The sequence below is a fragment of the Chryseobacterium shigense genome, from assembly GCF_900156575.1.
GTDB classification, from domain to species: Bacteria; Bacteroidota; Bacteroidia; order Flavobacteriales; family Weeksellaceae; genus Chryseobacterium; species Chryseobacterium shigense.
On sequence record NZ_FTNY01000002.1, the window covers coordinates 256,467 to 270,156 of the forward strand.

Consider the following 13,690-nt stretch of genomic DNA (forward strand, 5'->3'; position numbering starts at 1 on the left):
TTTTACTGTTCCTGTTCATATTAAATAGAAAAAGCAGGAAATAATTTTCCTGCTTTCTTTCAATATGTTGTGAGAATATTACTGGATCACCAGTTTTAAAGTAAATAATTTTCTTGTGTGCACTTTCACGAAGTATACACCTTTCGGAAGATTTTCATTCACCAGAGAAAAACGCTGGTTGTTGATGTTTTTGGATTCATACAACAGCTGTCCTGATGCTGAAACCAGTTCTATTTTCTCAATAGGGTAATCACTCTTGATGAATGTAGGTTCTCCTGGTTTTGTAGGATTCGGATATAAAACTACATTTTTTTCTGTACTTTTCACTTCATCCGTTCCCAGTGATCCTGAAGTTACCTGGAATTGTTTTCTGTTTGAAACTTCAGTGTAAGAGTCATTGGTAAACATCACCATATAGTAGTTTCCAGGAGTGGTAGGAAGTGCTGTTCCCTGAATGGTTTTTGTTCCCTGCGTAACGCCATCGAAATAAGTATAAGAAACAAAGTTATCATCAGGAGTCTGAATATTCTGAGGATAAATACCCAACCAGTCTTTGATAATTCCGGGAGAATCCGTCCATGAAGCGGTAATATTTTCACCCAACGTATAGACCGGTTTGTTGATCCATAGTTCCGTTACAATATCCCCCACTTTAAAGAATACTTTGTCTCCTATTCCTGTATATCCGTCTTCAAGCAGATACTGGGCATAATAATATCCTTTTGGAAGACCCGTAAAATTCAATGTTCCTGAAGGAGTTGTTACATAGCTCCATTTGGTAGCCGTATTGGTTCCCGGTGTCTGTCCCATTTTATAAATTCCGATCCAGTCTTTCACCAGATTTGGGCCGTTGCTGTAATTGATGACAACCGTTCCTCCTACCGGATACGTATCTGCTGTAGCCTGTACTACTACTTTCGGGCCTACATAGAAATTTTTTCTGCCTGTAATTTCGGTATAACCACCATTGGCAAAGAAACCTGCAAAGTATTGACCTTTATTCGCAAGGCCATTCGTGAACACTGCAGTTCCTGCGGTCTGCCCGTTGGTGTAAAGGAAACCTTGAGAAGTTGTTGTAGCTGGGGTTTGTCCTTTTTTATAGATCCCCACCCAATCCTGCTGATTTCCGGGACCTCCGGTGTAAGTGGCGGTAATAGGTTCAGCTTGTGTATATTCGGTTTTATCTAATGTGAATGTAGGATTGGAAACCACACTCCCGGTCACCTGAAATTGTTTCACATCGCTCCACTCGCTCCACTCAAGGTTTCTATCTCTATAACGTACTCTTACATAATAATTTCCGTTTGAAATAGAGTTTGCGGCAATAGTCGCCTTTGTAATGTCAACGCCTGCATTTAAGTTTTTTGTTTTATCCGGTGTTCCGTTTCCGTCTTTTCCGAACCAGTTTTCAAAATCACGGTAAAATTCTTTTTCAATGACAGAAAAATTCGCAGCTTTACTGATCTGGAACTGTGTGGTGTTCAGAAGTTCTCCGTTGGATGATGCAAAAGCACTTCCGTCTAGCGTCAAAGGCAATGTTACTGTTGTTGAAAAAGTATTGGCAATAGTAGGTTTGGAAGGTTTTGGCTGATTTTTATACCTGTGGAAAGTATCTACCAATTCGTTTTGTTTCTTATTATAGACACCACCAATTGAGTAGCATTCTATATCTACTTTTCCGGTCTGTACATCTACTTCCACAATCTGATAGGTCCAGTCTGTAAGAGTTTTCTGTACATCATCAAAATCCTGTTCGTTAGACATTCCCCAATACTGGTCCCAGGCAGTACCTCCGGAAATAATCTGATAATTCGGGGTTTCTTTCAACTGACCTCTGTGGTATAAATGGTGGTGAGCTCCCACGTGCATTAAATATTTATTGGAAGTCGTCAGCAACGGCACTGCATTGTTTCTCACCCATGTAGAAATATCTCCTACATACTGCTCTGCCTGATAAGGTCTGTGACTCAAAGAGATGATCCAGTCTACTGTAGGATCGCCGTTTGCTTCGTTAAGGATCTGAGAAAGCCAGGTTTGTTGTGCAGTACCCGTATGTTCAGAACTTAAACTTACAAACAAAACGTTTCCGGCCTGCTGTGCATAATAGTTTTCATTTCCTGATGAGATGTTTTTATACTTAATTTCGTCTATATAAAAATGGGCATAGTAAGAATTCATTCCAAGCGTTCCGTACGTTTCGTGGTTTCCTACCGTTGTCTGAATAGGAAGATAAGGGGACAATTTGATATTCTTTTTAAAATGGACATTCTCATAATGATCCAATGTTCCTACGTCTACCTGGTCTCCCACCATAAAAGTAAGGGCAATATTATCCGAAGGATCTGTGTTGGCTCCAAATTTCTGTTTTAGTTTTTTAAACGCATTCAGAGTTAATGTATCATATCTTGGTTCCGCTTTGATCTGGTTGTCTCCCATGATCAGGAAACGGATCTTCCCATCGGCAGTAGCAGGCTGTCCGGGAAGAGGAAGGGTTCTGAAATTATAAACCGCAGACTCTGTGGTTCCGGTCTTTATCTTATAATAATATTTGGTGTTGGGCTGCAGGCCTGCAACCTTTGCAGTATGATAATAATAATTATTGTTGTAGCCTGTATCGGAAAAAATGTTGGTTGTTCCGGTAACGGTGACATTCAGATTGGTGGGAGATGTTCCGTAAATTACTGTTGTTTCATTGTCGGGCGCAGTTTTCCAATTGACAATCATCGAGTTTGGTGTGGGATTCTGCAGGTAGGGAAACAGAGCCTGCCCGAATGCCATCTGGACGGCAAAACAGAAAAAGAAGAAATAATGTTTCATAATAGTTTACTTTTGTATAGATTTATTTCGATTGGCCAATCAGGCCATTAAAATAAATAGCCTGATTTTTTAATTTCGGGCAAAAGTAGACTTCGTATATAAACTGTGCCTGCCGGGAATTTAAAGGAACCGTTAATTTTAAGCCTGATTCGGGGTAAAAAAATTATAGTTTTTAGTACAGTAATTATTTGGTAAAATCAAAAACTATTTTGTATCTTTGCGACCTGTTATTCAACCTCTGACGAAGAACGTGTAAGTTGCTTAGCTTTAACATTTTATTATATTAAAAATGGATTTATTAAAGTACGTACAAGACCAGTACATTACTAAAAAAGATTTCCCTGAATTCAAAGCAGGAGACACAATCACTGTGTATTACGAAATTAAAGAAGGACAAAAGACAAGAACTCAGTTCTTCAAAGGTACCGTTATTCAATTGAGAGGTACTGGAGCTACCAAAACATTTACTATCAGAAAAATGAGTGGTGATGTAGGTGTAGAAAGAGTATTCCCTATCAACATGCCTGCACTTCAAAAAATTGAAGTTGACAGAAAAGGTAGAGTTAGAAGATCTAGAATTTATTACTTCAGAGACCTTAGAGGTAAAAAAGCTAGAATCAAGGATGCTGCTTACAAGAAAAAGTAATTCAGACAACAATACATACAAAAAGAGACTATCTAATTCAGGTAGTCTCTTTTTATTTTGATATCATTGCGGGGCTGCGAAAGCTTGCTTTTAGAGTGAGTTGAGATAATGATGGGCAGAACTTGATAGGACTGCATCCTATCTTCGGCTAAATCGCCACGTTGTGGCTGGTTTTTCTCAGCACTTTTTATGATTTCTGGGATTTTGAAATAATGATCAGGCAGAGTTTGATAGGACTGCATCCTATCTTCGGCTAAATCGCCACGTTGTGGCTGGTGTTTTCCGGCTGTTTTAATGATTTCCTGGATTATGAGATAATGATTGGGCAGAATTTGATAGGACTGCATCCTATATCGCCACGTTGTGGCTGACTTTTCTTAGCTGTTTTTATGATTTTATGGATTTTAAGAGCTTAAAAAACCTTTAGATCGTCTCTTAACTACCTTAATCTTAGCCTTATTCTTTTTTACCTCAACCTTACTTAATAAACTCATACAAAGCACTAAAAAACTTCGGATAAACCTCTATATGTGGAAGATGGCCGACATTTTCGAGCTCTACTAATTTTGATCCGGCGATTTCCCGCTGTGTCTTTTTTCCTAATTCCTGATACTGTCCCATTTTAAACTGTACCTCTTTTGGTGCCCTGTCTTTTCCTATTGCTGTCCTGTCTCTTGTTCCTATAATAAGCAGTGTGGGTGTTTTTATATTTTTAAATTCATAGCATACAGGCTGGTTATAGATCATATCTGAAGTCAGAGCAGCATCCCAGGCTACCTGCGGATACTCTTTATGCAATGTCCATCCGGCAATAAGATCAAGCCAGGGCTGATATTCATCTTTCCATTTGTTATCATAATAGAATTTCATCTGATAGTTTTTGTAAGTTTCAGCTGTATTTTTGAGCTCCGACTGGTAGGCCTGATCTATAGTCTGATAAGCAGCAAAGGTCTTATAATCTTCCAGTCCAATAGGATTTTCAAGAATCAGTTTCTGAACTTTCTCAGGATAAAGAAGCGTAAATCTCGTAGCTACCATTCCTCCCATAGAATGTCCCAGTACTATTACTTTATCAATTTGCAATTGATCCAGGATAGCTTTTGTATTTTCAGCCAGCTGTGAAAAAGAAAACTGATAACTCTGAGGTTTTGACGATTTCCCAAATCCGATCTGGTCTGGAATGATCACTCTGAACCCCTTCTGTGAAAGGTCTTTTGCTGTTTTTTCCCAATAGGCTCCATTAAAATTTTTCCCATGGAGAAGCATGATGGTTTTTCCATTTGCCTGCTGAGGATGCACATCCATGTAAGCCATTTTCAGGGCATTATTTTGAGACTTAAGATCGATATAGTGAACTTCGAACGGGTACTGATACTCGGACAGTGTTGCATCCAGTGATTTTATTTGAGCAAATAATAAGGTTGGCGCCATCGACAGTATGATCACTGCTTTTCTGAAATATTTCATGTAGAACTTTATTTTAAAGATTAAAATTAAAAAAACCGATCCAAAGGGAACGGTTTTTACTATTATTTTATGGATTATTTTTTAAACAGCTTCTGCTATTTTCAACTCTTTTTTTGAAGGCAGATTCATCAGAACAATAGCAAAAAGGATGAGAATAATCCCTCCCCATTGTATAAGCAGTACTTTTTCCCCTAGTAACACGAAAGCCATCGTTACTGAAACCGGAAGTTCCAATGATGAAACAATACTTCCCAAACCTAACCCTGCATTCGGGAAACCGATATTGAATAAGATCGGAGGAACAATAGTTCCAAACAAAGCCAATATAAATCCGTAGGTCCAGAATATAGAGTAATTAAAGGAATGAATGTGTTCTGTATTTTCGGTGAAGTTAAGGTATAGTGATTTTAAACCGTCAGAATATATAGGCCCGATCTGAGCAAAGAATAAAAATGCAAAGACGACCACTGATCCCCCGCAAAGCATAACAATACTTTTCCTGAATACCGGCAGATGAGTAGCCAGCGTATTGGAGGTAAACATCGTCATGGTATACGAAGCAGCAGCCATCAAACCCCAAAAGATCCCGTGCCAGTCTAATTCTATATCCATATTGATCAGATTGGTGGCCAGTATAGTACCCGCCAGCACAATGATGACGGAAACCACTTTTCTGGCATTGGGCAATTTCTTTGCGATAAAACTTTCTACGACAACGCTAAACCATACAGACTGCATCAAAAGAACAATTGCTATCGAAACATTGATATACTGAACTGCAATATAATAGAACAGACTGGTACAACCTAAAGATGTTCCGGCGATCATCAACATCTTTACTTCTTTGGAACTCGGTGATGAAAGTTTTTGTTTGGATGTGATGGTCTGAATGAAATTGAGAATCAAAAGTCCTATGATTCCCAGCAAAAACTGAGAAGTAGTGACTTCAGAAGTGGTATAACCATCATGATAAGCCATTTTTACAAATGTAGCCAGCATCCCATAGATACTAGCTCCAATCCCTACGAATAACACTCCCTTGAGTATATTTTTCTTCTTCATAATTTTTTTTACAGCCTGCAAATTTACAATATAATAATTGAAATACCCGTAAACGCCCTTATGTATAGATAAATAAAATCGCCGCAAGCAAGCTTGCGGCGATTCTCAAAATTGTTTATATAAAAATTATTTCTTAACGATTACTTTCGATGAAGCCTCAAAACCAAGGCCTTTTATTTTCACCATATAGGTTCCGTTGATTAGATTATTCGTAGAAACAGCTTTTTTCGCATCCGGAGATATTTTGTCTTCTGAAGAAACAAGCTTTCCGGACATATCATAAATCTCAAGGCTTACTTTTCCGATGGTATTGCTTGGGAAGTTGATATAAAACTCATCTTTAGCCGGATTTGGATAAATAGAGAGACTGTTTTTAGCCGTTTTTATTTCTTCTGTAGACAATGCAGAACATCCTTCCGGAAGAGTAAAGCTTTCTGTCTGGTCATTGATGTTTGTCATAGATCCTGCTGTAGCAGCTGATCCTAAACCTCTTTTAGCAAAAACCCTCCAGATCATACATTTATCTACCCCTCCTGTGGTTGCCAATTCTGCCTGAAGTATTGCATTTCTTCCATCAATAAAAGTTGGATTACATGCCTGAAGTTTCAATGCGTCCGTAACCAACTGAAGTACTCTGGCGCTTCCGCTGGTAGCATTAGCCGTTACATCAGATGCATATCCGTATTTCTCAACGTATTTCCAGTTAAGATCCCAAAGCATGGTTGCCCAGACAAATCCGATAGAGTGAACATCCGGAACAATAGCTGATCCGTTATTGTATTCCATTCCGTTGGTTCTGCCATACGTGTAGTTATTCACAGCAAAATCCGGTGAATATTTAGCAGGTCTGATTCCTAAACCTGTAGTTGCCTGCCCGATAGGATACGTTCCCATTCCTCTTGCTACTGAAGCGTTATCTCCAGGTTTATTTGTAATCATTAATGCAAAGAAATCTGACCATCCTTCTCCCATCTGCTCTTTATCAGCATTTGAATTTAAACAGTTATATCCTGTTCCGGTCATTCTGTTGGAAATTCCGTGACCATATTCATGGGCAACGATTCCATTATCGAAACTTCCATCGTATTTTGTATCTGCTCTTAAATCAACATTTACAGGAATGCTTGCAGCTAATTTTGTTTTAATAAACTCTCCTTCAGCATTCGTTATTAATATGGTTGGTGTTGTAATGGTAGGATCACTACCGGCCATATTGCCTAAAGTGGAGCCATTGGCTGCATTGTTATAGATAATTGTTCCTATAGCTCCTGCGTTCTGTGCATTTTTCGTCTTTACAGAAAAACCGCATGTTCCACCTCTTTCAACCAGACCAATTTTTCCAGCCAGTTCTCCGGCAGGCAACGCTGTACAGCCATCAATAACACTGGCAAGTTTAACATCTCCGGTGATTCCAATATCATTTATGGCAGGACCGAACTGAGCGACTCCCGCATTCACAACACGGTTGACTGCATCAGATGGTGCTTTGTAGAATAATTTACGGTTTGAAACCAACCACAGATACATCTGCATCACCGGGTTGTAATTGTCCATATAAGAGGCAAAATTGGCATTATTAAAGCCTCCTCCGTCTTGTGACTGTGCAAAAACCTCATCATCATCCAGACCTCCGTTTCCAAAATTATTACTCTGGAAGTTTCTGGCAGATTCAGTAAATCCAAATTTATAAAAAATATCGTGCACCCTATTACTTATATAAAATAAGTTCGTCGTAGCTGCAGATAAGTTCATGTAGGTTAAAGCATTCGCATCATAAGGAAAATTGAAATTTCTGGTTGCTCCTCCGTCCGGAGAGACCCCAAAAGTCTGTTCATTGGCATCTTTATCATCGTATGCATATACATTATTCCCTCTTGTGGTAGTATAATGGGTTGTCACATTGGAATGCCAACCCTCTGGCGAAGAAGAAAGAATCCATGGATTGTTTACTATGGCTCTGGATCCGAAAGTAGGTGATTCTACAGGCAAAGGAAAAACGTTATAAGAAGCATTGTCCGGCGCCAAAGTAACCAGGTTACCGGTATTGAAGCGATAAGCGCTCTCAACCTGTGGTAATGATGCCATCGTATTTTCATCATGAGCATAGGCTCCGTCATGAAAATTACATGAAAGGTTTAAATTAAGCTTGCTTAAAATTTTTCCTGTATTGGCATCAACTAGAATATTCCAGTGGTTTGTCGTTTTTGGCTCATGTAAAATGTATTCATACGCAAGTCTGAGGTTCTGGCTCTCATCTGTTGTATAAACCAGTCTCTGTTTCGCTGCTGTAAGTTTATTAGCTCCTTTTTCGAATAAAGCCATAATCGGCAGATCAGAAACATTCTCAGCCCCTAAATCGGCAGCTATTTTCTGTAACGCAGCTTCTTTTGTGATCGTAGCGGCAGCAGAAGTAGATACCTTATAATCTTTCAGAAAGTTATCTGAATAATAAACGACTTTATTATCCTTAACTAACACCGTTCCTGCAGAACCGTAAACAGGTATTCCGTTGTAGGTTTGCTGGAACTTTACAACATTTCCGTTCATTGACTTTGATACATCAACATTTTCAATGACGAAATTGGTAAGATCATTCTTTTTATATTCCCTGATCTTGTTTTGAGAAATATAATCTTTAACTAGCTTCTCATTATCTTGTGAAAATAAAGTAGAAGGAAATACTGCGAATGCAGCAAATAAAAGAGGTAGAGTTATCTTTTTCATTTTTACTAATAAAGGCGCTAATTTACAAATAATTCACAATTAAAGCCATTTTTTAATAAATTATTTTAAAAAATAAAATGTTTTAATAAAAATAATCTCACCCTTGGGAATTTTATTAATTCTACAATTAAGCGATAGTGGGGCATACAAAAAAAAGCTGCCTCGAAAGACAGCTTAAATTTTTTATTTTTTTATTATTTTCCCCGAGTATATTTCATTATTTCCAGATGTTATCCTGATCAGATATACCCCTTGAAGCTGCCTGATGATATCTGCCTCAATCTCTTTTGTCTTTCTTATTGCTTTTGAAAATACAGTATTGCCATTCAAATCTTTTATTTCCATTTGACCAGATTGAATTTCACTATCCAGCATCACCTTAAATACGCCTTCTGTAGGATTGGGTGTAAGTTTTACAATGGTTTCTTTTGTTATTTCTTTGGGAGCCGTTTTCAAGGTACAGTCCATATCAATATCATAATCAAAATAAGGATAATTATTCCAGCTATATGTATTATAAGTAACCCCTCCATAATTATACACCATAATTATCCTAAATTTATATTTCCCTGTTGCTCCTGCATTCACAGCATAATCAAAATCCGAAGGTTGCAAACCAGTATTAAAACTATTACCCACAATTGTCGGATTAAATGGGATCGGATGAATATCACCTGTTGCAATATTTCCTATTTCCAATCTTAAATGGACTAAAGTAGCCCCTGGCGGAAGATTGTAAGTACCCCCAATTCCCGAGGCGTGTGAAATACATTCTCCGGGTTCATATCTGAAATTCACAGTTCCCCAGCCTGAAGAATTGCATATCGTTCCTGCCATATCTTTCCAATATTCCATTTCGGAAGACAGCATTCCAAATCCAATAGGTCTGTTATAATACTGTCTCGGCCAAATTCCATAATCAGGATCATCCACATTTGTTTCCAAAGATCCCATGTAGGAACCTCCGGAACTTGCAATAGATGCAGCAGCCTGTACTGCAGAAGTGTTTGTATTGGCATGAATCATCGTGAATTGTGCCTGCCTGTCGATTTTAAAAGCCAGTACATTTTTAAATGCCGCAGGTGCATTCAGTGTAGTATTTAAATAATTGACAAGATAAGACCCGTCAAGAGCTCCGGTATTTCTTTCAGCATCCGTAAATACCACTACTTTTAACGGCTGAGAATTGCTTAATGTTGTTTGGGTACTGATAATATCACCATTCCATGTACCATCCAAAGCATTTGAAACCAATCCCAAAGCCTCATTAAGATGGTCTCCAAAATCCAAACGTCTGTCAAAATTTTGTGCGATAAACTGATCACCGATAAAATCTGATTCAATATAAATTATGGGAGTATATATTCCACTGGTATCATTATATTTTCCGGCACCATAATGCACAACAGCTACTCTGTTTCTTCGATTGCATGCAATCAGCTGTTCTATCAATTTTACAGCGCCACGTTTCATATCAATGAAACCCTGATCCGTAGTAGAAGCTCCATTGTCCAGCATGATAATATAATCATTACCGCCAACTTGTGCTTTTGAAGTACTCCATGACAACAGAAATGTCATAAGAAAAAATAAAAATGTTTTTTTCATGGTTAAAATTTGGTAATTATACGCCAGTTTACACTAACTTGTTAAAAATAAAAGAGGACTAAAATTAATTAGTCCTCTTGTTCTATATGGTCACATGAAAAGAAATCATCAACATTGTCCTTAAAATTATAACAATCCTTATCTGCTATAAAATACATATTGAAACAATCACTTCCTTCAAAATCTTCACAATGACTCCTTACAAATCTTTGTACTTTCTCGTCAGCCTCATCTTCTGCTTCATACCATCTATTAAAAAGTATTTCCCTACATTCCGCTTTTCCTCCTTCGTTATCACAAAAAAACACTAAGCTCTGGCATCGTTCAGTTAAAACTTGTTTTAAAATAGCAATGACAGTTTCTTTGACTCTTTCATCAGGTGAAGGTTTTCCAGAAACACATTTTAAATCTACCTCATAAATATCTTTACATTCCGAGCAAAAATCAGCAAAATGATCTTCTTTTGGTTTTAGGTAGAGATAATAAACATCATGGTTATCCGTGAAAAATTCAAATACATAGTTACCTTTTTCTATCCAATCGTACATTTGCTTTATTTTGAAAAACAGTATCTATCATTTTACCATTACCTTTATCTCTATTAGGTAATTTATCAACCAAATACACTACTTTTTTAGGGTATTTTATTCCATCTATTATAGTCCATTCAAGGACTTTTTTATCCTTATATTTCATATTTACAATTAAATACAAATATAGAACCATTCTTTTATATTACCAAAAACCTTGATTTTTAAATTAAGATTCTTTATCTTTCTTTTTAGGTTTAAAGTTTAAAACCTTTTTCATATTCAAATCGAATTCCACTAATTTAAGCACATGTTTACCATCAACTAAAGGAATATCGTCTATGTAAATTATTTCAGTTCCATCGAATGCAAAGTATTCATAATTTTTCTTTATATCTTCAACATAAAAATAATCTACACCATCTTTTGTAATGTATCTCACATTTTTTTCTTTAAGTGCTTCACCTAATGACATAATTCTTTATACTTAGTTCTGACATTTGAATTTAACAACAAATATCTGAATTTTTCTTGGTCTGAGACCTTTCTCAAGTTAAATCTATACACAAATTCATCAACATATTTTTGAAGATGCTTTTTTGAAACGTGATTGTACATTCCTGAAACACTTCTTTTCAGTATGTTCCAACTTCCTTCTATGTTATTTGTGTGTATATTATTGTCCTGCAAACTTACATACTCTTTTTTAGAATGGTCTATTACATTATGAGTATAATATTTATCTAAGCCTTTATAAGCCCACCATTCATCACTAATTAATATTGTTTTCTCAGGATTTACATATCTACAAATCAGAGGTTGAATACTTTTTCTCTTCGTATCAGGTACAACAAAAGCATTCATCTTACCATCTCTTTGTAGCATACCCATTACAGGAACTTTGTCTTTAAAACTTCGTCCTTGTGAGTGTGGAACCTTCTTATCTTTGTGACGGTTTTTGTTTTTACCACCAATAAAAGTTTCATCATATTCGACAATACCTTCAAGCTCATTATTATTTTCAATACCAAAACATGCTCTAATTCTTTGTAAGATAAACCAGGCTGTTGCCTGTCTTACTCCAATATCTTTTCCTAACTGTATAGAACTAATCCCTTTTTTGTGGGAAGTGACAAGCCAAATCGATAGGAACCATTTACGAAGACTAACTTTAGAATTCTCAAACATTGTTCCTGTCTTAACGTTAAAATATTTGCCTGTACTTTTACAACGATAAAGGTTGTTCTTACATTTATACACTTTTGAATTTTCATCAAAAGGACTTATAGGCAGTTTGTTCCATTTCAACATCTCCAAATAATCAATGCAATCCTGTTCTGTTGAAAAGGTTTGGGTAAGCTCAAAAACTGATTTAATGTTGGTGTTAAACATAATTCGTAATTTTAATTATAAAAATGGACGGTCGGAAAGTCGAAACGACACCATACCGTCCCACCGTTTTAAAGTTTACTATTGCTTATATAGATATATATCTATTACACCACTTGACGGATGATTAACCCACAACAATTTAGTAGCAGTAACTTTTTTGAATTGATAGGTCATATTACTACCATTCATTTTCATTGTAAAGTAATACTGATTTTCATTTCCTGTTTCATCTACTGAAACTGTACCTCCTAAACTTTTAATCTGTTTTAGATATGCTACATTACTCATTTCAGAACCTGAATTTATTTGAATAAAATCATTGTCTGTAAATTTGTACTTTATTGGATCAGAACTTGTACTTGCCCATGTTCCTTTAATCCATGCAGGAGGATGAAAGTATTGAGCATTTTCAGGATTTGTTTGTCCTGGTGCATTTGTACTTTCATCATCGTTGTTGTTACTACATCCAATAAATAATAAAGATGTAAAAGCCAATGTTAATAAAGTCTTTTTCATAAGTGAATTTGCTAATCCACTCAAAACCCAAAGTAGAAATATTTTGTTGTTTAAAATAGAAAGTGTGGGTTTTGTAGACTACTAATCCTGTTCTGAGGTTCTGACAAAACCTGCCCCAATGATAAATAGCAACATATAACCCACACCATATGGAGTGAGCATCAGTTACTTTAATCGTTAGGGGCAAAGTGTAGAAACTGTCAGATTTCAGAACCCAGATTAAAATAGCTTAACGCTTTCTTGTTCGATAAATATTCCTACAAAAATACAAAAATTGTACCTTTTATTGCTTATATTTATGGCAAAACTTTTAACTTATGGGTAGATATATGATTTGTATTGAGTTACAATACGCAACCTTTGAAGATTACCAATCCCTTCACAAAGCTATGGCTAATATTAATGCTCCTCGTAGCATTCAAGATCTTTTTACTGGAGAGTGGTTTAAACTACCTCGATCACAATATCACTATGTTGGTATAATTCAAGATAAAGAAATAATGTTGAATTTAGTAAGAGATACTGTCCAACAGATTAGTCAAAATTATCAAATTGTAGTAACTGGAGATGATGGATCTGCTTGGGTTGAGCTAGAAAAAATAATCATTTAATTTTTACCATTACCTCTTTTTTTCTTATCCCAATCTTTTTGCCAGGTTGTATAAACATCTTTTTTAGGTTCTTCAACAGAAACTGTAATTGAGTCTATTTCTTCTCTTTCATGGAGATCAGTTGGAATAATAAAGAATCCTCTATTTCTTAATTCTTCAAGCAATTCTTTGTTTGTAATTTTTTTATTTTTCATAATGTGAAATTTAAATTTGTTAATAAAAAAAGACCTACTAATTTAATAGTTGGTCTTTGTTGTTTTGTTTTCAATTTATACCTTTGGTGTTAACAGGCGTATAATTACCTAAAATTTATTCAT

The 13,690-nt window shown here is 36.2% G+C and carries 14 protein-coding genes; 2 read left to right on the forward strand and 12 right to left on the reverse strand.

All coding sequences use genetic code 11. The annotated features are described in order from the left end of the window. Positions 1-78 precede the first annotated feature (78 nt). Positions 79-2,817, reverse strand: a complete 2,739-nt coding sequence (locus BW964_RS06670) for a fibronectin type III domain-containing protein (protein ID WP_076505871.1) — start codon at positions 2,815-2,817, stop codon at positions 79-81. Positions 2,818-3,106: 289 nt separating this feature from the next. Between BW964_RS06670 and rplS the strand changes: the two genes are divergently transcribed. Beyond that, positions 3,107-3,463 (forward strand): 50S ribosomal protein L19, encoded by a 357-nt coding sequence (gene rplS / locus BW964_RS06675; protein ID WP_076505873.1) that lies wholly within the window; start codon positions 3,107-3,109, stop codon positions 3,461-3,463. Between the two features lie 32 nt (positions 3,464-3,495). Here the strand turns inward: rplS and BW964_RS06680 are convergent, their stop codons facing one another. The 10 genes from BW964_RS06680 to BW964_RS06720 form a co-directional block, all read right to left on the reverse strand. After that, entirely contained in the window at positions 3,496-3,810 is a 315-nt protein-coding gene (locus BW964_RS06680; RefSeq protein ID WP_076505875.1) for a hypothetical protein, read from the reverse strand. Positions 3,811-3,940: 130 nt separating this feature from the next. Then, a complete protein-coding gene (locus tag BW964_RS06685) occupies positions 3,941-4,930 on the reverse strand; it encodes an alpha/beta fold hydrolase (protein ID WP_076505877.1) in 990 nt (329 codons plus the stop codon). A gap of 81 nt (positions 4,931-5,011) precedes the next feature. Further along, complete coding sequence (locus BW964_RS06690; RefSeq protein WP_076505879.1) at positions 5,012-5,992, reverse strand: EamA family transporter; 981 nt, start codon at positions 5,990-5,992, stop codon at positions 5,012-5,014. 126 nt (positions 5,993-6,118) lie between these two features. Then, on the reverse strand, positions 6,119-8,716 hold the full coding sequence (locus tag BW964_RS06695; protein ID WP_076505881.1) for a T9SS-dependent M36 family metallopeptidase: 2,598 nt from the start codon (positions 8,714-8,716) through the stop codon (positions 6,119-6,121). Between the two features lie 183 nt (positions 8,717-8,899). After that, on the reverse strand, positions 8,900-10,324 hold the full coding sequence (locus BW964_RS06700; RefSeq protein ID WP_076505883.1) for a T9SS type A sorting domain-containing protein: 1,425 nt from the start codon (positions 10,322-10,324) through the stop codon (positions 8,900-8,902). A gap of 68 nt (positions 10,325-10,392) precedes the next feature. Beyond that, positions 10,393-10,872: a DUF6169 family protein gene (locus BW964_RS06705; protein ID WP_076505896.1), complete on the reverse strand. Its 480-nt coding sequence runs from the start codon at positions 10,870-10,872 to the stop codon at positions 10,393-10,395. Beyond that, entirely contained in the window at positions 10,847-11,020 is a 174-nt protein-coding gene (locus tag BW964_RS22485) for a hypothetical protein (protein ID WP_162149621.1), read from the reverse strand. The genes BW964_RS06705 and BW964_RS22485 overlap by 26 nt, the downstream gene beginning before the upstream one ends. Before the next feature lie 63 nt (positions 11,021-11,083). Next, positions 11,084-11,329: a hypothetical protein gene (locus BW964_RS06710; RefSeq protein ID WP_076505898.1), complete on the reverse strand. Its 246-nt coding sequence runs from the start codon at positions 11,327-11,329 to the stop codon at positions 11,084-11,086. Next, entirely contained in the window at positions 11,320-12,246 is a 927-nt protein-coding gene (locus tag BW964_RS06715) for an IS1595 family transposase (RefSeq protein ID WP_076505900.1), read from the reverse strand. Before BW964_RS06715 ends, BW964_RS06710 begins: the two co-directional genes overlap by 10 nt. Before the next feature lie 78 nt (positions 12,247-12,324). Next, positions 12,325-12,762: a hypothetical protein gene (locus tag BW964_RS06720; RefSeq protein WP_076505902.1), complete on the reverse strand. Its 438-nt coding sequence runs from the start codon at positions 12,760-12,762 to the stop codon at positions 12,325-12,327. 317 nt (positions 12,763-13,079) lie between these two features. Here BW964_RS06720 and BW964_RS06725 point away from each other — a divergent pair, with 317 nt between their 5' ends. Beyond that, the gene (locus tag BW964_RS06725; protein WP_076505904.1) at positions 13,080-13,373 is read left to right on the forward strand and encodes a hypothetical protein; all 294 of its coding nucleotides are present in this window, start codon (positions 13,080-13,082) and stop codon (positions 13,371-13,373) included. On the opposite strand, the gene BW964_RS06730 is transcribed toward BW964_RS06725, so the two are convergent. Next, positions 13,370-13,567 carry a hypothetical protein gene (locus tag BW964_RS06730; RefSeq protein ID WP_076505906.1) on the reverse strand — a complete coding sequence of 66 codons (198 nt, stop codon included), beginning with the start codon at positions 13,565-13,567 and terminating at the stop codon, positions 13,370-13,372. The two genes, BW964_RS06725 and BW964_RS06730, sit on opposite strands and share 4 nt — an antisense overlap. Positions 13,568-13,690 lie beyond the last annotated feature (123 nt).